16 protein-coding genes are annotated in these 19,527 nt (G+C 71.1%); 12 read left to right on the top strand and 4 right to left on the bottom strand.

The annotated features are described in order from the left end of the window. Window positions 1–65: 65 nt before the first annotated feature. Window positions 66–2,459, bottom strand: coding sequence for a bifunctional SulP family inorganic anion transporter/carbonic anhydrase (locus ACWGIG_RS22975; protein WP_453323515.1), 2,394 nt, complete (start codon window positions 2,457–2,459; stop codon window positions 66–68). Window positions 2,460–2,749: 290 nt separating this feature from the next. Between ACWGIG_RS22975 and ACWGIG_RS22970 the strand changes: the two genes are divergently transcribed. Beyond that, complete coding sequence (locus ACWGIG_RS22970; protein ID WP_453323514.1) at window positions 2,750–4,066, top strand: hypothetical protein; 1,317 nt, start codon at window positions 2,750–2,752, stop codon at window positions 4,064–4,066. Window positions 4,067–4,368: 302 nt separating this feature from the next. Here ACWGIG_RS22970 and ACWGIG_RS22965 read toward each other — a convergent pair whose 3' ends face one another. After that, window positions 4,369–5,361, bottom strand: a complete 993-nt coding sequence (locus ACWGIG_RS22965) for an ATP-binding protein (RefSeq protein WP_453323513.1) — start codon at window positions 5,359–5,361, stop codon at window positions 4,369–4,371. A gap of 112 nt (window positions 5,362–5,473) precedes the next feature. Here ACWGIG_RS22965 and ACWGIG_RS22960 point away from each other — a divergent pair, with 112 nt between their 5' ends. Then, complete coding sequence (locus tag ACWGIG_RS22960) at window positions 5,474–6,301, top strand: oxidoreductase (protein WP_453323512.1); 828 nt, start codon at window positions 5,474–5,476, stop codon at window positions 6,299–6,301. A 409-nt stretch (window positions 6,302–6,710) separates the two neighbouring features. On the opposite strand, the gene ACWGIG_RS22955 is transcribed toward ACWGIG_RS22960, so the two are convergent. Beyond that, window positions 6,711–7,595 (bottom strand): HAD family hydrolase, encoded by an 885-nt coding sequence (locus ACWGIG_RS22955; protein ID WP_453323511.1) that lies wholly within the window; start codon window positions 7,593–7,595, stop codon window positions 6,711–6,713. 464 nt (window positions 7,596–8,059) lie between these two features. On the opposite strand from ACWGIG_RS22955, the gene ssd reads away from it, so the two are divergent. The 7 genes from ssd to ACWGIG_RS22920 all read left to right on the top strand — a co-directional run bounded on the left by ssd (window position 8,060) and on the right by ACWGIG_RS22920 (window position 13,134). Then, the gene (gene ssd, locus ACWGIG_RS22950; RefSeq protein ID WP_453323510.1) at window positions 8,060–9,163 is read left to right on the top strand and encodes a septum site-determining protein Ssd; all 1,104 of its coding nucleotides are present in this window, start codon (window positions 8,060–8,062) and stop codon (window positions 9,161–9,163) included. Continuing rightward, window positions 9,160–10,311 carry a TadA family conjugal transfer-associated ATPase gene (locus ACWGIG_RS22945; RefSeq protein WP_453323509.1) on the top strand — a complete coding sequence of 384 codons (1,152 nt, stop codon included), beginning with the start codon at window positions 9,160–9,162 and terminating at the stop codon, window positions 10,309–10,311. Before ssd ends, ACWGIG_RS22945 begins: the two co-directional genes overlap by 4 nt. A gap of 26 nt (window positions 10,312–10,337) precedes the next feature. After that, a complete protein-coding gene (locus ACWGIG_RS22940) occupies window positions 10,338–11,165 on the top strand; it encodes a type II secretion system F family protein (RefSeq protein ID WP_453323517.1) in 828 nt (275 codons plus the stop codon). Between the two features lie 209 nt (window positions 11,166–11,374). Then, complete coding sequence (locus tag ACWGIG_RS22935; protein WP_453323508.1) at window positions 11,375–11,953, top strand: type II secretion system F family protein; 579 nt, start codon at window positions 11,375–11,377, stop codon at window positions 11,951–11,953. Window positions 11,954–12,114: 161 nt separating this feature from the next. Next, the gene (locus ACWGIG_RS22930) at window positions 12,115–12,342 is read left to right on the top strand and encodes a DUF4244 domain-containing protein (protein WP_453323516.1); all 228 of its coding nucleotides are present in this window, start codon (window positions 12,115–12,117) and stop codon (window positions 12,340–12,342) included. Next, window positions 12,329–12,724: a TadE family type IV pilus minor pilin gene (locus ACWGIG_RS22925; RefSeq protein WP_453323507.1), complete on the top strand. Its 396-nt coding sequence runs from the start codon at window positions 12,329–12,331 to the stop codon at window positions 12,722–12,724. Before ACWGIG_RS22930 ends, ACWGIG_RS22925 begins: the two co-directional genes overlap by 14 nt. After that, window positions 12,721–13,134, top strand: a complete 414-nt coding sequence (locus ACWGIG_RS22920; RefSeq protein ID WP_453323506.1) for an Rv3654c family TadE-like protein — start codon at window positions 12,721–12,723, stop codon at window positions 13,132–13,134. Before ACWGIG_RS22925 ends, ACWGIG_RS22920 begins: the two co-directional genes overlap by 4 nt. Before the next feature lie 193 nt (window positions 13,135–13,327). Here ACWGIG_RS22920 and ACWGIG_RS22915 read toward each other — a convergent pair whose 3' ends face one another. Then, window positions 13,328–15,721: a DEAD/DEAH box helicase gene (locus tag ACWGIG_RS22915; RefSeq protein ID WP_453323505.1), complete on the bottom strand. Its 2,394-nt coding sequence runs from the start codon at window positions 15,719–15,721 to the stop codon at window positions 13,328–13,330. Window positions 15,722–15,884: 163 nt separating this feature from the next. Between ACWGIG_RS22915 and ACWGIG_RS22910 the strand changes: the two genes are divergently transcribed. The 3 genes from ACWGIG_RS22910 (at window position 15,885) to ACWGIG_RS22900 (ending at window position 19,500) form a co-directional block, all read left to right on the top strand. Continuing rightward, on the top strand, window positions 15,885–16,238 hold the full coding sequence (locus ACWGIG_RS22910) for an STAS domain-containing protein (RefSeq protein ID WP_185033884.1): 354 nt from the start codon (window positions 15,885–15,887) through the stop codon (window positions 16,236–16,238). Window positions 16,239–16,350: 112 nt separating this feature from the next. Then, window positions 16,351–16,800: an ATP-binding protein gene (locus tag ACWGIG_RS22905; protein ID WP_453323504.1), complete on the top strand. Its 450-nt coding sequence runs from the start codon at window positions 16,351–16,353 to the stop codon at window positions 16,798–16,800. A 201-nt stretch (window positions 16,801–17,001) separates the two neighbouring features. Beyond that, window positions 17,002–19,500, top strand: a complete 2,499-nt coding sequence (locus tag ACWGIG_RS22900; RefSeq protein WP_453323503.1) for a sodium-translocating pyrophosphatase — start codon at window positions 17,002–17,004, stop codon at window positions 19,498–19,500. Window positions 19,501–19,527: the final 27 nt, after the last annotated feature.

The raw sequence follows: 19,527 nt of genomic DNA, 5'->3' as shown, positions 1-19,527 counted from the left end.
GGTCTCACGGACGTTCACCTGCCCACGGCCGTACACCCCGTCCACGGACGTACACCCGGAAAGGTTCAGGCGCTCAGGCCCTCCAACTCCGTGTGCGACGACGGCGCGACCCGGTCGAAGACCTCGGTGGTCTCCCCGATCCGTGCCCCGTCGACCAGCAGATATGCCTGTGCCTCGGCCACGTGGAAGTACATCCCGTGCAGCTCCAGCGTCCCTTCGGCGAGGCGGCGCTTCACCGATTCGTGCTGCCTCAGGTGTTCCAGCTGCTGCACCACATTGGTCAGGCACAGCTGCTCCACCGCGTCGGTGGGCAGCCGCCCGGAGATCCGCGCCCACGAGTGGTGACGGCTCTTCATCCGGCGCAGGCTCGGCGCGCCGTGCCGCAGCCAGCGCCGCAGCGGGGTGCTCTCGCCGCCCTCCCCCGGTCCGTTCAGCAGGGCCTGCATCGCGCCGCACCCGGAGTGTCCGCAGATGGTGATCGACGCGACCTCCAGCACGTCCACGGCGTACTCGATGGCCGCGGCGACCGAGTCGTCCGCGGACTCGGCGCCCGCCGGCGGAACCAGGTTTCCCACATTTCGTACGGTGAAGAGGTCGCCGGGGCCGCTCGACGTGATCATGCTCGTGACCAGGCGGGAGTCCGCGCAGGTCAGGAAGAGCTGTGAGGGGCTCTGGCCCTCCCGGGCGAGGCGCGCCAGCTCGTCGCGCACCAGCGGTGCGGTGTTGCGCTGGAACGCGCTGAGCCCGCTGGCCAGTTGGTGCGAACCGGCCGGACGTGCCTCGGGAGCTGCGACGGGCGCGGTGTGCTCGTCGCAGTGGTGGTTGCGCCACGGCGTCCAGGGGCGGCAGCAGGTGTGCGCGGCACTCGTCACGGGCCCGGCGACCCGGATCCCGGACCTGCCGGTGACCTCGACCCTGCCGCCCTGTGCGACGTGGCCGTCCTGCCAGCTCTGCAGCGCTTCGTACGCCGCGTGGTCCATGAAGGAGCCGTCCAACTCCACTACCGCATGTGCCCCTTGGGGCACCTGGCCCAGTGTCCGGGTCAGCCGGGGTACGGCCAGGAAGGTCAACTGTCCGCGTGCCCGCACATGATGGACGCCGTCCGAAGTCGTCTCGGTGACGATGCGGGTCTTGGCCAGCCGGTGCAGGGCGACGGCGACGGCGACCGCGACCCCCAGGGCCACGCCCTCCAGCACACCGAGCAGGACGACACCGGCGACCGTGGTGGCGTACACCAGGAATTCGCGGTGCTTATGGACATTGCGGATGTGCGCGAAACTCACCATCTGGATGCCGACCATCATCACCAGGGCGGCAAGTGCCGCCAGCGGAATCCACTCCAGTACGCCGACGAGCAGTCCGGCGGCGAGCAGCACCCACACGCCGTGCAGCACGGTGGCGGCCCGGCTGACCGCGCCCGTACGGACGTTGGCGGTGCTGCGGACGGCGCCGCCGGAGATCGGCAGCCCGCCGAGCAGCCCGGAAACCATGTTGGAAACGCCCTGGCCGCGCAGCTCGCGGTCCAGGTCGGAGCGGGGTACGGGGGGCACGCCCGGTGCTCCCGGTCGCTCGGAGGCCAGTTTGTCCACGGCGACCGCGGACAGCAGTGACTCCAGGCTCGCCACCAGCGTGACGGTCACCACCGCCGCGGCCAGTGCGAGCACCGGGCCCTCCGGCATCTCGGGCAGCGCGTGACTGCGCCAGGACGGCAGGTCGACCCGGGCGATCGACGGGGCCGCGAAGGCGGCGACCGAGGTGGCGATCGCGACGGACGCGAGCGCGGCGGGTGTCTTGCGCAGGATTCTTCCCGTACGCCCCGGGAGGCGCGGCCACAGGATCAGCACGGCGATGGTGAGCGCGCCGATCAGCGGTGCGGCAGGACCGAGGTGGGCCAACTGCGCGGGTAGCGCGAGAGCGTTGGCGGTGGCGGAGCTCTGTGGCGAGCCGCCGAGCACGATGTGCAGCTGGGCGAGCGCGATGGCGACGCCGATGCCGGCGAGGGTGCCGTGCACGATGGCGGGGCTGACGGCCAGGGCGTTTCGGGCGGCTCTGAGTGAGCCGAGCAGGATCTGCACCAGGCCGGCGCAGATGACGACGGCGCAGGTGGTGCGCCAGCCGTAGCGCTGGATCAGCTCCGCGGTGACGACGGTCAGTCCGGCCGACGGGCCGCTGACCAGGAGGGGAGAGCCGCCGATCAGTCCGGCGACGATGCCGCCGACGGCGGCGCCGATCAGGCCCGCCGCGAGGGGCGCGTCTATGGCGACGGCCAGTCCCAGCGACATGGGTACGGCGATCAGGAACACGGTGATCGAGGCGGCGAGGTCGCCTCCCGCGATCTTGAAACGGGTCCGGTGGGGCTTTTCGCCCCCGCCCGACGGCGGGCTGTGCGGCCGTTGGAAGCGTGAGGCTCGGGTGGTGCGAGAGGTGTGGTCGGGGCGAGTGGGTACGCAAGCAGACATTGCTCTTGTCTCCTCCGGGGCAGCGCGGTCGCGGAACGAGGGGTCGCGGCCGTGGATCACGGCGTGCAGCGGGGGACTTAAAACTCTCGGTAAACGAATCGTAATCCAGAGTAAAGATCTGGGTGGGTCTTTACGGTCAAATGGGGCAATCCTTCACCCGAATTAGTGAATAAGCATTTCGGGCGGCTTGTCGCATCTGTGGACTTGTGGGTGCATGCGAGGTTTGCCGCGCCGTTCAGGCCGTCCCGGCCCCGGCCGCTCAGCAAGCCGATCGAGGAAGAGGTGGGCGGATGATGGCCGCCACGAAGAGAATCACCTTCGGCGTCACCGCCGCCGTACTGTCCCTGGCCGCACTGGCAGGCTGCTCCGGCCAGGCGTCGGACCCGGCCGAGACCCGGGAAGGCGCGCACGGCGCCAAGAAGAACGCGCCCGCCGCCGCGCCCAAGAGCCCGGTCCGGCTGATCGGCGACGGCTCCACCGCGTACACCGGAGCACAGCCCCTTCAGCCCGTACCGAAGAAGCTGGCGCCCGGGCAGAAGCCCCCGCAGTTCGTGGTCTTCTCCTGGGACGGCGCGGGCGAGGACAGCCAGCGGCTGTTCTCCCACTTCCGCAAGGTCGGGCAGAAGTACGACGCGACGATGACGTACTTCCTCAGCGGGGTCTACCTCCTGCCCGAGGGCAAGAAGGAGCTCTACAACCCGCCGCAGCACTCCGCCGGACGCTCCGACATCGGTTTCAACGACGCCAAGGGAATCAAGGACACCGTGGAGCAGATCCGCGGCGCCTGGTTCGAGGGCAACGAGATCGGCACCCACTTCAACGGCCACTTCTGCGGCAAGGACGGCGGCGTCGGCACCTGGTCGAAGGAGGAGTGGAAGAGCGAGATCGCCCAGGCCAAGTCCTTCGTCAAGAACTGGAAGTCCAACGCCGCGCTGAAGACGGTCGAGCCGCTGCCCTTCGACTACGAGAAGGAACTGGTGGGCGCCCGTACGCCTTGCCTGGAGGGCCGCAAGAACTTCATGCGCGCGGCGAGCGAGATGGGCTTCCGCTACGACACCAGCGGCGTCAACGACCAGATCTGGCCGGAGAAGCAGGGCCGCCTCTGGGACCTGTCGATGCAGCTGGTGCCGGTGCCGGGTCGGGCCTTCCAGACCCTCTCCATGGACTACAACTTCTACATGAACCAGTCGGGCGCGACCCGGGGCGACGAGGGCAAGCACGAGTACTGGGGCAACCAGATGCGCGACGGCCTGGTGCAGGCCTTCGAGCGCTCCTACCGGGGCAACCGCGCCCCGCTGATCATCGGCAACCATTTCGAGTCCTGGAACGGCGGCACGTACATGCGCGCCATCGAGGACACCATCAAGACCGTCTGCACCCAGCGCGACGTCAAGTGCGTGTCGTTCCGCCAACTGGCGGACTGGCTGGACGCGCAGGACCCGCAGGTGCTGGCCAAGCTGCGGACCCTGAAGGTCGGCCAGGCACCGAAGACGGATTGGGCGACCTTCCTGAACCCGGCAGCCCGGGCTGCCGCACACGCCCCGTCGGCTCCGGGGGCCCATGCGGCCCCGGGGGCTTCGGGAGACAAGCCGGCCGAGCGGCACTGACCGCCAGGCGTTCGTCGAGCACGAAGGCCGGGTCGACCTGGGCAGCCGGGGCAGAACCGCCGTCGGCGCCCCTCGCACCGTGCGGCGCCTGGGGCGCCTGTCGGGCTTCGGGGCGCTGTGCCGGACTCCGTCCGTCGTCTCCGCTCCGGGGTGACCGGCGCGGTGACGAGGTTGGGTGGCGTCGACGGCCGGTCACAGGGGCGGCTCGGCCGACCGAGCGGCGGGTCGCTGCGGTGGCTACGCAGGCTGAGTGGCCGGTCGCTGTGGTGGCTACGCCGGCTGAGCGGCCGGTCGCTGTGGGACTACGCCGGCTGAGCGGTACCGACCGCCAGGCGTTCGTCGAGCACGAAGGCCGGGTCGACCTGGGCAGCCAGATCGGCGCCGGTCTTCGCGTTCCCCCAGCTCTCCGCGTTCCTCAGGTGGAAGTGCACCATCTGGCGCGTGTAGCGCTCCCAGTCGCGGTGCGCGTAGCTGTCCTCGGCGGCGTCCTGCAAGGTCTGGAGGGCGAGGCGGTTGTCGGCCTCCAGGAGCTCGAAGCGGGACGGGCGGCCCTTCTCCATGGCGCGTACCCAGTCCGAGTGGCCCATGGTGACCAGCAGATCGTCGCCGACCTCCGCGCGCAGGAAGTCCAGGTCGTCCTGGCCCTGCACCTTGTTGCCGACGACCTTGAGCGCGATGCCGTAGTCCCGGGCGTACTCCTTGTACTGGCGGTAGACGGAGACGCCCTTGCGGGTCGGCTCGGCCACCAGGAACGTCATGTCGAAGCGGGTGAACATGCCCGACGCGAAGGAGTCCGAGCCCGCCGTCATGTCGACCACCACGTACTCGTCGGGGCCGTCGACCAGGTGGTTCAGGCACATCTCGACCGCGCCGACCTTGGAGTGGTAGCAGGCCACGCCCAGGTCCGACTCGGTGAAGGGGCCGGTCGCCATCAGCCGGATCGCGCCGTCGTCGAGGGTCACCGGACGGGCGCACGCGTCGTACACCGGGTTGTCCTCACGAACCCGCAGCAGCCGGGAGCCCTCGCCGGGCGGAGTCGTCTTGATCATCGTCTCGGCGGAGGCGATGCGGGGGTTGGTGCCGCGCAGGTAGTCCTTGATGAGGGGGAGGTGCGCGCCCATCGCGGGCATCGCGGCCGACTCCTCGTCCGAGAGGCCGAGCGCCGCGCCCAGGTGCTGGTTGATGTCGGCGTCGACGGCGACGACCGGAGCTTCGTTGGCCGTGAGGTGGCGGATGAACAGCGAGGACAGCGTGGTCTTGCCACTGCCGCCCTTCCCGACGAAAGCGATCTTCATGTTCACCAAGGGTAATCGCATGAATGCGGTGGGTGTGCACCGTGGGTGAAGAAGACCACTCCAAGGTGGGGCGTGGAGGGGTGTGCGGGAACGGTGCGTACGCTCCCTACTTATGAGTACGAACGCTGATCCGCTCGCGGCGCTGGGTGCGCTGCCCGGTGTGCCCGAGGCCGTGGATTCCGTACGCAAGGCCGTGGACCGGGTCTACGCGCACCGAGTCATGCGGCGCCGCAGCAACGAGATCACCGGGGAGGCCGCGCTGCGTGGAGCGCGTGGCTCGGCGGCGCTCTCGGGTGCCGACTGGGCGTTGGAGGAGGTGCGGCGCCGTACCGACTTCAGTGTCGACGACGAGGCCCGGGTGGTCGGCGGGGCGCTGCGCCTGACGGCCGAGGCCGGACAGCTCCTGTCCATCTGGCGGCAGTCGCCGCTCCGGGTGCTGGCGCGGCTGCATCTGGTGGCGGCCGGCGGCGCGGGCATCGAGGACGAGCTGGTGGGGCGGCCGAGGCTGGCTGGTGAGCCGGTGGACGAGCCGCTCGTCCAGCTTCCGCTGCCGGGTGCGGGGGAAGTGGCGGGGCGCCTTGAAGGGCTGTCGCAGCTGATCATCGCCGGGGGTGCGGCTGCTCCGGCGCTGGTGACGGCGTCGGTGGTGCACGGCGAGCTGCTGGCACTGCGGCCGTTCGGCTCGCACAACGGACTCGTCGCGCGCGCCGCCGAACGCATCGTGCTGATCAACAGCGGGCTCGACCCGAAGTCGGTCTGCCCGGCCGAGGTCGGCCACGCGGAACAGGGCCGGGCGGAGTACGTCGCGGCGCTGGAGGGCTATGTGTCCGGCACGCCGGAGGGTGTGGCGGCGTGGATCGCGCACTGCGGGCGCGCGGCGGAGCTGGGCGCGCGGGAGTCGACGGCGGTGTGCGAGGCGCTGCAGCGAGGCGCGGCCTGAGGCTGCCGGGCTAGGTTCGTCGGGTCGAGGTCGTCGGCCTGGGCGTGGGTCGGCCGGGGCTTGGGTCTGTGGGCTCCGGTCGACCGGCCTGGGCGTGGGAAAAGAGATGCGGCGGTACCGGAATCGGTACCGCCGCTGGCATGTCCGCCGGGTTACCAAGCGTCCTCGAATTTTTGCCCATCAGGTCGGGATCTTCGCCCGTGGCCTGGTGCGGCTGGCCCGTAATCGACGGGTCGACGTCGCGTGGGTGCTCGGCTTTCATGCGCGGTCCGTGGGGCCGTGATGCCTAGGTGATCCTCACGGATGTCCTTGGTCTCGCGGGCCGTTGAATCCTTTGTACTCCCGTTGGCGGGGAAGCGGAACCCCTGGAAACGCTTCTTTACTTTTACTCTCAAATACGGGCAAAAAGTCAGCCGGTGGTGGCCCTGATGGCGGCGCTGGTGACGGCCCTGGTGACGGCGGTGCGGCGGCGGCTCGCATACCAGACGAGGCCGGCGGTGGCGGCTGCCGCCCCCACTGCTGCCGCCGCCATCAGCGCGGGGCGGGGCGGCATCGAGAGGGTGGGCAGTCGCTGCTTCAGCCGGACCGGGCGGCTGAAGACGAGAATCGGCCATTCTCGGGCGGTTGCCTCGCGACGCAGTGCGCGGTCCGGATTGACCGCATAGGGGTGGCCGACCGCCTCCAGCATCGGCACGTCGGTCGCCGAGTCGCTGTACGCGAAGCAGCGGGTCAGGTCGTAGCCCTCGGAGGCGGCGAGATCCTTGACCGCCTCCGCCTTGGTCGGTCCGTACGCGTAGTACTCCACCTCGCCGGTGAAGCAGCCGTCGTCGCCGACGACCATCCTGGTGGCCACCACGCGGTCGGCGCCGAGCAGTTCGCCGATCGGCTCGACCACTTCGGCGCCGGAGGTCGAGACGATCACGACATCACGGCCGGCGGCGTGGTGCTCCTCGATGAGAGAGGCGGCCTCGTCGTAGATGATCGGGTCGATCAGGTCGTGCAGGGTCTCGGCGACGATCTCCCGCACCTGCTGGACGTTCCACCCTTTGCAGAGCGCGGAGAGGTATTCGCGCATGCCCTCCATCTGATCGTGATCCGCGCCGCCCGCCAGGAAGACGAACTGTGCGTAGGCCGTTCGGAGAACGGCCCGGCGGTTGATCAGTCCGCCTTGGTAGAAGGACTTGCTGAAGGTCAGCGTGCTCGACTTCGCAATGACGGTCTTGTCCAGGTCGAAGAAGGCAGCGGTGCGGGGCAGCGAGCGGTTTTCCACGAGGCGAGCATAGGCGCCCACCATTCGGCGTACGCTGGGGCGCGTGGGTTTGCCTGAGAAGCCTCTCGGGTACACCATGGAAGTCACGGATCGTTCGCGACCGTGCTACCCCGGTTCGGCTCCTCCCCCCCCCGAGTCGGACCGTGGCAGACGACCCCCGCTCTCCCCCCCGGCGGGGGTCGTCGCATGTCCGGATGCTTTTTCGGGCCCCTCGGCGGCCCTTGATCCATGTGCATCGGGCGGCTCCTCTGCTCTTCTCCGTGCCTGACGGCGATCCCTCGTACGTCCTCAACTCGTCACGCTGTGTAGTCGTTCCGTTCCCCTTGGAAGTCACTGGTAAGGGTGAGTGGAATATGCACAACTGCTGATCTGTCCACAGTTTTCGAGCAAGATCCACACGGTTTTCCGGATCGCTGCACGGTGATTCCAGCCGCGAAGTTCGCGGCTCTCGAAATCGCTTGAGAGCGCAGTGAGAGGGGGCGGGGATCGTGGCTGGACGGATCACACCCGACCGGTTGTCGGCCGCCGAAGGGCGGCGGGGCGGACCGCTGATCGTCACAGAAGATGTGGAACTGCTCGACGACCTGCTGAGATTGTGCGCCGCAGCGGGGGCGGAGCCGGAAGTTCACCACGGATTGCCGGAGCGGCACGGGAGCTGGGAAGCGGCGCCGCTGGTGCTCGTCGGGGACGACGCGGCGGCCCGGGTGCGCGGAGCCGTGCGCCGACGAGGGGTGATGCTCGTCGGGCGTGACCAGGACGACCCGCTGGTCTGGCGGCGGGCCGTGGAGATCGGCGCGGACTACGTGCTGCGCCTGCCCGATGCCGAGACCTGGCTGGTGAACCGGATCGCCGACGCGACGGAGGGCGTCGGCCGTCAGGCACTCACGGTCGGGGTGATGGGCGGACGCGGCGGAGCCGGAGCTTCCACCCTGGCGTGCGCGCTGGCCGTGACGGCGGCGCGGGCGGGCCGGCGCACGATGCTCATCGACGGCGATCCGCTCGGCGGCGGACTCGACGTCCTGCTCGGCGGGGAGAGCGTTCAGGGCATGCGCTGGCCGGATTTCGCCTCTTCGCGGGGGCGGGTCGCCAGTGCCGCGCTGGAGGAATCTCTGCCTCGTCTGCACGAATTGAGGGTGCTGAGCTGGGACCGGAGCGACGCGGTGGTCATCCCGCCGGAGGCCATGCGGTCCGTGCTGGCCGCGGCCCGCCGGTCCGGCGGAGTGGTGGTCGTGGACCTGCCGCGCAGGGTGGACGAGAGCGTGGCGGAGGCCCTGGCCCAGCTGGACCTCGGGCTGCTCGTCGTGCCGGGTGAGCTGCGGGCCGTGGCTGCCGCGCAGCGGGTCGCCGCGACAGCGGGCATGGTGCTGGAGGACTTGCGGACCGTCGTGCGAGGGCCGTACGCGGCCGGGCTCGACGAGGAGTGGGTGGCCAAGGCGCTAGACCTTCCCCTGGTGGGTGAACTTCCGGCCGAACCAGGACTGCTGGAGGCGCTCGCGGACGGGGATCCGCCGGGGAGCAGCGCACGGGGGCCACTGGCCCGGTTCTGCACCGCGTTCTGGGACCGGGCGCTGGTCGGGGGTGCGGCCGGATGAGCGCGACCGTACTGCTGAACGCGGTGCGCATGCGCCTCGCCGAGAGCGGGGCCGAGCCGACACCGGCCCGGGTGGCCGCCGCGCTGCGCGAGCAGGGGAGGCTGCTCGGTGACACGGAAGTGCTGGGCGGCGCCCACCAGTTGCGGTCGGAGCTGGTGGGGGCGGGGCCGCTGGAGCCGCTGCTCGCCGACCCGTCGGTGACCGATGTGCTGGTGTCCGCGCCGGACCGGGTCTGGGTGGACCGTGGGGCGGGTCTGGAGCTCGCCCCGGTGTCCTTCGAGGACGCGGCGGCGGTGCGCAGGCTGGCGCAGCGGCTCGCGGCGGTGGCGGGCCGTCGTCTCGACGACGCCAGGCCCTGGGTGGACGCTCGGCTGCCGGACGGGACGCGGATGCACGCCGTGCTGCCACCGGTGGCAGCCGGGTCGACGTGCCTGTCGCTGCGGGTCGTGCGGCCCAAGGCGTTCAGACCCAAGGAGCTGGTGGCGGCCGGGACGGTGCCGCCGGGCGGGGACGTACTGCTGCGGGCGCTGGTCGAGGCCAGGCTGTCGTACCTGATCAGCGGGGGCACGGGGGCGGGGAAGACGACCCTGCTTTCGGCCTTGCTGGGGCTGGTCGGGGGGCGGGAGCGGATCGTGCTCGCCGAGGATTCGGCGGAGCTGCGGCCCGACCATCCGCACGTGGTGCGGCTGGAGTCCCGGCCGCCGAACCAGGAGGGCGCGGGGCGGGTCACCTTGCAGGACCTGGTGCGGCAGGCGCTGCGGATGCGGCCCGACCGGTTGGTGGTCGGTGAGGTCCGCGGGGCCGAAGTGACCGAGCTGCTGGCCGCGTTGAACACCGGGCACGAAGGCGGGTGCGGGACGGTGCACGCCAATGCGGCGGCGCAGGTTCCGGCCCGGATGGAAGCCCTGGGGACGGCTGCGGGGCTCGACAGGGCGGCGCTGCACAGCCAGTTGGCGGCGGCCCTGTCGGTGGTCCTGCATCTCGTCCGGGGCCGGGACGGCCGGCGGCGGCTCGCCGAGGTGCACGTGCTGGAGCGGGATCCGGCGGGGCTGGTGGTGACGGTGCCCGCGCTGCGCTGGGGTGCTGACGGATTCGTACGGGAGCGGGGCTGGCCGCAGCTGCGGGAGCTGATCGGGGGTGCGCTGTGACGGGAGGGCCGGCCGCGTATGCGGCGATGGTGTGCGCAGGGCTTGCGGCCTGGCTGCTGGTCGGCTGGGACCGGGGGGTGCGGCGGGCCCGGCTGGTGGTGGCCGGGGGCGTGGCGGACGAGCGGGAGGCGCCCTGGGAGCGGCTCTGGGCGCTGCTGCGGGAGAGGGTGCGGCCCGAGTGGCTGTGCGTACCGGCGGCGGGCGTCGTCGCCGCGCTGGGGGAGTCGGTGATTCCGCTGGTGCTGGGGGCGGGGGCGGTGCCGCTGGTGGGGCGGCGGCTGCGGGCGAGGGAGGCGGAGCGGGCGCGCGGGAGACGCACCGACGAGGTGATCGCGCTGTGCGGGGCGGTCAGCGGGGAGCTGCGGGCCGGCAGCCAGCCGGGGCAGGCGCTGTGCGCGGCGGTCGCGGACACCGGCGTACTGGGGGATGCGGCGGCGGAGGTACGCGCGGCGGCCCGCTTCGGGGGTGACGTACCGGTGGCGCTGCACCGGGCCGCGCGGGAGCCGGGGGCGGACGGGCTGGTCGGGGTGGCGGTCTGCTGGCAGGTGTCGGTGGGCAGCGGGGCCGGGCTCGCGTCCGGGCTCGACCGGCTGGAGGCCGCGCTGCGGGCCGAGCGGGACCGCCGGGAGCATCTGCGGGCCCGGCTGGCCGGGGCCTGGTCGACGGTGGCGCTCCTCGCGGTGCTGCCGGTGGTGGGCGTGCTGATCGGCAGCGCCATGGGCGCCGACCCGCTGAGGGTGTTGCTGCACACACCGCTGGGGCTCGGATGCCTGGCGGTGGGAGGGCTGCTGGAGGCGGGAGGGCTGCTGTGGGCCCGCCGGATCGTACGGAGTGGAGAGGGGGAGGGCGCATGAACGGGGAAGTTGTCCACAGGCTGGGGGTGGTGGTGTGCGCTGCTGCGGCTGTGGGATGTCTGGCCTTCGCGGTGGCGGGTCGGCGCCGGGAGCGGGAGTCCAGACGGCGGCTGGCGACACTGCTGGCGGTCGAGGCGGCGGTGTACGGGGCGGGGCGGCGAGGGTGTTTTCGCGGCGGGGCCGAGTGGGCGCGGGGCTGGGGCGGCCCCGTGGGAGCTGTGGTCGCGGGATATGTGCTGGTGGGTGGGGTGTGGGGGTGCCTCGTCGGGGCGGTGGCCGCGATCGGTGTGCGGCGCTGGCAGCGGGGGCGGCAGCCGCGGGGCGAGGCGGCGGCGGAGGAAGCTGCCGCTGGTCACCAACTGCCGCTCGCAGCTGATCTGTTGGCTGCCTGTGTGGCTGCTGGGGCGGGCCCCCGGGAGGCTGCCGAGGCGGTCGGGGCGTCGCTCGGTGGGCCGGTCGGGGATCGGCTGGCCCGGGCGGCGGCGGAGCTGAGGCTCGGCGGCGAACCGGCCGAGGTGTGGGCGCGGTTGGCGGCGATACCGGGCGCCGCCGCTCTGGCCAGGTGCCTGGAGCGGGCGGGGGCCAGCGGGGCTCCGGCGGCCGGGCCGGTCGGACGGGTGGCGGACGGGCTCCGGGCGGAACGGGCGCGCCGGGCCGAGGCCGCGGCGAACAGGGCCGGGGTGCTGATCGTCGTGCCGCTGTCGCTCTGCTTCCTGCCCGCCTTCCTGGCGGTGGGTGTGGCACCGGTGGTGATCGGGCTGGCGGAGGGGCTGCTGGCCGGCGGGTGAAGCGAGGTGGGTGAAGCGAGGTGGGTCGGAGGGAGGTGGGTCGGAGGGAGGTGGGTGGGAGGGGGTCGAAGTGGGCCGGGGCGAAGAGAAGTGAATTCGAGTGGGAGCGGCCCGAAGCGAGAAGTGAGTGGAATCAACGGGAGGTTGAGATGTGGAAGTGGATGAAGGTTCGGGGTTCGGGTTGGGACTTGGGCTTGGGACAGGGCTGGGATCGGGTGCGGGCGAGGGTGCAGGTGGCCGGTGATTCCGGGATGACGACCTCCGAGTACGCGGTGGGGACGATCGCGGCGTGTGCCTTCGCGGCGGTGCTCTACAAGGTCGTCAGCAGCGATGCCGTCTCGACGGCGCTGCAGGCGGCGGTGGAGAGGGCGCTCGATGTGCAGTTCTGAGGAGGCGGGGGCAGCTCGTCGTCGCGCTGACCGGGGTTACGTGACTGCCGAGGCGGCGTTGACCCTGCCGGTGCTGATGCTGTTCGGGCTGGCGCTGGTGTGGGCGCTGATGGCGGCCTCCGCGCAGATCCAGTGTGTGGACGCCGCCCGGGTCGGGGCGCGGGCGGCGGCCAGGCAGGAACCGCAGGCGGCGACCGAGGCGGCGGCCAGGCAGGCGGCACCGGACGGGGCGAAGGTCGGGTTCCGGCGGGAGGGGGACCTGGTGCGGGTGCTGGTGGAAGCGCCGGTACCAGGGCCCGGCCGGCTGGGGCTGACGCTGCGGGCCGAGGCGGTCGCGCTGGCGGAGGAGACGGTGGAGGAGACGGCGGAGGCGGGGGCGTGAGGGGGCGTGGCCTGAGGTCCGGGGCGCCGCGTAGGTGGCGGACGGAGCGCGGGTCGGCGACGGTCTGGGCGCTGGGGGTCGTGGCGCTGCTCGGGGTGGTGTTCATCGGGGTGCTGGCGATGGGGCAGGCGGTGGTGGCCCGTCACCGGGCCGGAAGTGGGGCGGACTTGGCGGCGCTGGCAGCGGCAGGGGAGTGGATGCGGGGGGAGGGGGTGGCCTGCGGGAGGGCGGAGGAGGTGGCTGGGGCGCAGGGGGTGCGGGTGGTGGGGTGTGTGGTGCGGGGGGACGTGGCGGACGTTTCGGTGGTGGCGGGGGTGGGGCCGTACGAGGTGGCGGTGAGGGCTCGGGCGGGGTGGGAGCAGGGTCCATCCCCCGTCCCTCCCACCTCCCACCTCCCACTTTCTCCCTGACCCCTGACCGCTGGCCCCTGACCGCTGGCCCCTGGCCCCTGGCCCCTGGCCTCTGGCCTCTGGCCGCGGGGCCGGGGTAGCACGGCTGGCGGTGGTGGGGCTGCAGGGAGCTGCGCCCCGGACACGGACTGTGGCTGCGCCCCGGACACGGACTGTGGCTGCGCGCCGGACGCCGACTGCGTCCGATGCGGCCTCAAACCCCGGGCGGGCTCGGTGGGTCGGGTGGGGCGGCGTTGAGGAGGGTGGTGAGGAGGCGGAGGGCGCCTCGTTTGTGGAGGGGGTCGTTGCCGTTGCCGCATTTGGGGGACTGGATGCAGGAGGGGCAGCCGGCGTCGCACTCGCAGGAGGCGATGGCTTCGCGGGTGGCGGTGAGCCAGGCATGGGCGGTGTGGAAGCCGCGTTCGGCGAATCCGGCGCCCCCCGGGTGGCCGTCGTAGACGAAGACGGTGGGGAGCAGGGTGTCGGGGTGCAGGGGGATGGAGACGCCGCCGATGTCCCAGCGGTCGCAGGTGGCGAAGAGCGGGAGGAGGCCGATGGAGGCGTGCTCGGCGGCGTGCAGGGCGCCGGGAAGGATTTCCGGGGTGAGACGGGCGGCGTCGAGGTCGTCCTCGGTGAGGGTCCACCAGACGGCTCGGGTGCGCAGGGTGCGGGGCGGGAGGTCGAGTTTGGTCTCGCCCAGGACTTCACCGGTGATGAGTTTGCGGCGGAGGAAGGAGACGACCTGGTTCGTGACCTCGACGGAGCCGTAGTGGAGGCGGGCCGTGCCCCAGGGGACGGTGGTGTCGGTGGCGAGGATGGAGATGGCGGTGGTGTCGCGGGCGGTCGTGGAGTAGGGCGGGCTGGCCTCTTCGACGAGGGCTGCGGAGTCCTCCAGGTCGAGTCGGCGGACCAGGTAGGTGCGGCCCTGGTGGAGGTGGACGGCGCCCTCGTGGACCGCGGTGTGGGCGGCTTCGGCGTCGACCGTGCCGAGGAGGCGGCCCGTTGACTCCTCGACGATCTGGACGGGGTTGCCGCCGCCGCCCCGGATGTCGGCGAGGTCGGCGGCCCGTTCGCGGCGGGTCCAGTACCAGGACTTGCCACGGCGGCGCAGGAGGGACGCTGCTTCGAGGGAGGGGAGGAGCGGGGCGGCGGCCGGGCCGAAGAGGGTGAGGTCGGCGGCGGTGAGGGGGAGTTCGGCAGCTGCCGCGCAGAGGTGGGGGGCCAGGACGTAGGGGTTGTCCGGGTCGAGGACCGTCGATTCGACGGGCTGGGCGAAGAGGGCCTCGGGGTGGTGGGCGAGGTAGGTGTCGAGAGGGTCGTCGCGGGCGATGAGGATGGCGAGGGCGCCTTCGCCTGAGCGGCCCGCGCGGCCTGCTTGCTGCCAGAGGGAGGCGCGGGTTCCCGGGTAGCCGGCGATCAGGACGGCGTCGAGGCCCGAGACGTCGATGCCGAGTTCGAGGGCGGTGGTGGCGGCGAGGCCGAGGAGTTCGCCGGAGTGGAGGGCCGCTTCGAGGGCGCGGCGCTCTTCCGGGAGGTAGCCGCCCCGGTAGGCCGCCACCCGGTGGGGGAGGGTGCTGTCGATCGAGGCCAGGCGTTCTTTGGTGATGAGGGAGACCAGTTCGGCTCCGCGGCGGGAGCGTACGAAGGCAACTGTGCGGATTTTGTGCAGGATCAGGTCGGTGAGGAGGTCGGCGGTCTCGGCGGTGGCGGTCCGGCGGACGGGGGCTTCCTGTTCGCCGTGGAGGTCGGTGAGCGGGGGCTCCCAGAGGGCGAAGACCAGTTCGCCGCGGGGGGACGCGTCGTCGGCGACCTCGTGGACGGGAAGGCCGGTGAGGCGGCTCGCGGCGATCGCGGGGTCGGCGGCGGTGGCGGAGGCGAGGAGGAAGATCGGGTTCGCGCCGTACCGCTCGCACAGGCGCCGCAGCCGTCGTACGACCTGGGCGACGTGCGAGCCGAAGACGCCCCGGTAGGTGTGGCACTCGTCGATGACGACGTAGCGGAGGGCCTTGAGGAAGGACGACCAGCGGGAGTGGGAGGGCAGGATGCCGCGGTGCAGCATGTCGGGGTTGGTGAGGACCAGGTTGGCGTACTGGCGGACCCACTCGCGTTCCTCGACCGGGGTGTCCCCGTCGTAGACCGCCGGGCGGATCGCGTTGCCGAGGGGGGCGGCGAGGGATTTCACCGCGCGGCGCTGGTCGGCGGCCAGGGCCTTGGTGGGGGCGAGGTAGAGGGCTGTGGTGCCGCGGCCGTTGGGGGCCTCGGAGCCGTCGAGGAGGGCGGAGAGGACCGGGGCCAGGTAGGCGAGGGACTTGCCGGAAGCCGTTCCGGTGGAGATCACCACGGACTCGCCGTCCAGCGCGTGCTCGGCTCCTTGCGCCTGGTGGGTCCAGGGGTGCTCGATCCCGGTTTCGCGGATGGCCGCGATCACTTCCGTTCGGATGCGGTCGGGCCACACTGCATGGCTGCCCTCCCGCCGGGGCAAGTGCTCCGTATGAGTGATGCGAGTGGCCCGGCTCTCCCCTGCGGCGAGACGGGCGAGGACCTCGCCGGGAGACGGGGTCTGGGCCCTGCTCTGGGGAGGTCGTCCGGGACGGGGATTCTTGGCCATCAACGCCGAGTGTGTCACTGGCGTGACGGACAATGGTCCCAAGGCGTCGTGCTCGCCTGCTGGTAAGTGATTGAATGCGTTTCGCGGCTGGCGTTCCGTCCTCAGGCTCCGCCGGGGAGACCTCAGGGGGGCGGCCGCTCGATAGCAAGGTGCTGGAGGATCCGTGGACCTGTCCCTGTCGACTCGCAACGTGACCGGACCTGCCGGCGACCGTACGGTCGTCGAGGTCGGTGGCGAGATTGATGTGTATACCGCGCCCAAGCTGCGCGAGCAGTTGGTCGAGTTGGTGAACGACGGCAGTTACCACCTGGTCGTCGACATGGAGGGCGTGGACTTCCTCGACTCCACCGGTCTCGGCGTGCTCGTGGGTGGACTGAAGCGTGTGCGTGCCCATGAGGGTTCGCTGCGCCTGGTCTGCAACCAGGAGCGCATTCTCAAGATCTTCCGGATTACCGGACTGACCAAGGTGTTCCCGATTCACACCACGGTCGACGAAGCCGTCGCGGCCACCGACTGACGGCTTCCGGTCCTCGGAAGCGATACAGAACCAAAGAGCAGTACAACGCGGGGTGCCGGGCTTGTCGCCCGGCCTCCTGCGGATGCACGCCCGTACGTCAAGGGGGAGCGCAATGGCCACCGTGGAACTCCGTTTCAGCGCCCAGCCCGAACACGTCAGGACGGCCCGCCTCGTGGCAGCCGCCGTGGCGCGTCGGGCCGGGGTCGACGAGGCGGTGCTGGACGAGGTCCGGCTCGCGGTGGGCGAGGCGTGCTCCCGGGCCGTGGGGCTGCACCGTACGAACGGCATTTCGGCTCCGGTACGGGTCGCGCTGACCGAGGAGGAGAAGACCTTCTCCATCGAGGTCGGCGACGAGGTTCCCGGACCGGCCGGTTCGGTGCCGGGTGCGCGCAGTACGCCGGAGTCGGTGCCGGGTGCTGTGGATCTGGACTCCGACGGCGAGGACGACATGGGTCTCGCCGTGATCAGTGGACTCGTCGACGACCTCGAAGTGGTCGACGGGGAGAACGGCGGAATGATCCGCATGAGCTGGCCCATCGCTTCCGCGGTGGCAATGCCCTGAGGTCTCTGAGACCCCTGAGGTAATGCTCTTGCGGCATTTCCGTAAGTGATATTCGTGAGGCCCTGCTGAGCAGGGCCTTTCGTTTTTTCCTCGCCGTTTCAAAATCATTTCTAGAGATCGATTTCACTGCGGTCTGTTGAGATCAGCTTCCGCTACCTACAATCCGTCCACGTCTTGAGCTCTGTGCGTCAAGGAGGACGAATGGCGGGACTCTTCAACTCCCCACAGTCCGAACACTTCTCGAACCTCGCGGTTTCACTCACCGACAACAACCGGCTCGTCGTGATCGTCATCGCAGCCGTCGCGGTCGCCGCACTGATCGTCGCCCGCCTGCTGACACGGCAGGTACTGGCGGCCGACGAGGGCACCGAATCCATGAAGGAGATCGCCGCCGCCGTACAGGAAGGCGCAAATGCCTATCTGATGCGGCAGTTGCGGACTCTCGGGATCTTCGCGGTGGTGGTGGTATTCCTGTTGCTGCTGCTTCCGGCGGACAACACCTCGCAGCGGATAGGGCGTTCGCTGTTCTTCCTCGTCGGCGCGATCTTTTCCGCGGCCACCGGATACATAGGTATGCGCCTCGCCGTACGAAGCAATGTGCGTGTGGCGGCGGCTGCGCGGGAAGCGACTCCTGCGCAGGGAGAGTCGGAAAAGGATTCGATCTCCCCGTCCGGCGGAGACGGATCAAAGACCGCGTCCCACAAAGCGATGAAGATCGCTTTCCGTACGGGTGGCGTCGTCGGCATGATCACCGTGGGCCTCGGCCTGCTCGGTGCGGCCGTCGTCGTCCTCGTCTACGCCGACCACGCCCCCAAGGTCCTGGAGGGCTTCGGCCTCGGCGCCGCGCTCATCGCGATGTTCATGCGGGTCGGCGGCGGCATCTTCACCAAGGCCGCCGACGTCGGCGCCGACCTGGTCGGCAAGGTCGAACAGGGCATTCCGGAGGACGATCCGCGCAATGCCGCGACCATCGCCGACAACGTGGGCGACAACGTCGGCGACTGCGCGGGCATGGCCGCCGACCTCTTCGAGTCGTACGCCGTCACGCTCGTGGCCGCACTGATCCTGGGCATGGCGGCCTTCGGCGACGCGGGGCTCGCGTTCCCGCTGATCGTTCCCGCGATCGGCGTGATCACCGCCATGATCGGCATCTTCGCCGTCGCCCCCCGGCGCGGCGACCGCAGCGGCATGACCGCGATCAACCGCGGGTTCTTCATCTCCGCCGCGATCTCGCTGGTGCTGGTCGCCGTGGCCGTCTTCGTACACCTGCCGTCCTCGTACGCCGAGCTCGACGGCGTCGCGGACAAGTCGGTGCTCGGGCACAGCGGCGATCCGCGGATGCTGGCGCTGGTCGCCGTCGCCATCGGAATCGTGCTGGCCGCGCTGATCCAGCAGCTCACCGGGTACTTCACGGAGACGACGAGGCGGCCGGTCCGCGACATCGGCAAGTCGTCGCTGACAGGCCCTGCGACCGTGGTCCTGGCGGGCATCTCGATCGGGCTCGAATCCGCCGTCTACACCGCGCTGCTCATCGGGCTCGGCGTGTACGGAGCCTTCCTGCTCGGCGGTACGTCGATCATCCTGGCCCTCTTCGCGGTCGCGCTGGCCGGGACCGGGCTGCTCACCACCGTCGGCGTCATCGTCGCCATGGACACCTTCGGTCCTGTCTCCGACAACGCGCAGGGCATCGCCGAGATGTCCGGCGACGTGACCGGCGCGGGCGCGCAGGTGCTCACCGACCTGGACGCGGTGGGCAACACGACGAAGGCCATCACCAAGGGGATCGCCATCGCGACGGCCGTCCTCGCGGCGGCGGCGCTCTTCGGCTCGTACCGGGACGCCATCCTGGGCGCGGCGCGGAAGGCGGGCATCGTCACCGGCGGCGAGGGCACCCCGGTCAACCTCTCCATGGACATCTCGCAGCCGAACAACCTGGTCGGGCTGATGCTCGGCGCCGCGGTCGTCTTCCTCTTCTCGGGGCTGGCGATCAGCGCGGTGTCCAGGTCGGCGGGGGCCGTGGTGCACGAGGTGCGGCGGCAGTTCCGCGAGCACCCCGGGATCATGGACTACACGGAGAAGCCGGAGTACGGGCGGGTCGTCGACATCTGCACGAAGGACGCGCTGCGCGAGCTGGCGACCCCGGGGCTGCTGGCGGTCATGGCTCCCATCGCCGTGGGCTTCACCTTCGGCGTCGGCGCGCTCGGCTCGTACCTCGCGGGTGCGATCGGGGCCGGCACGCTGATGGCGGTCTTCCTCGCGAACTCCGGCGGGGCCTGGGACAACGCCAAGAAGCTCGTCGAGGACGGGCACCACGGCGGCAAGGGCAGCGAGGCGCACTCCGCGACCGTGATCGGCGACACCGTCGGCGACCCCTTCAAGGACACGGCGGGGCCCGCGATCAACCCGCTGCTGAAGGTGATGAACCTGGTGGCGCTGCTGATCGCACCCGCCGTGGTCCAGTACAGCTTCGGCGTCGACGCGAATCCGTGGGTACGGGCCGTGGTCGCGGTCATCGCCTTCGGCGTGATCGTCGGCGCGGTGTACGTGTCCAAGCGGCGCGGCATCGTCATGGGCGACGAAGCGGGCGACGCAGCGGGCGGTGCCGGCGGACAGGGTGACGGAGGACACGGTGACGAAGGCAACTCCGGGGGTGTTCCCGAGCAGGCCGGGCCACCCGTGACGACGAAGTCGGTGCCGTAGCGGATCCGGTAACGGCAGCTCAGAAGG

The organism is Streptomyces sp. NPDC054863 (assembly GCF_053610825.1).
This window is presented reverse-complemented; position numbering and strand designations above follow the sequence as displayed.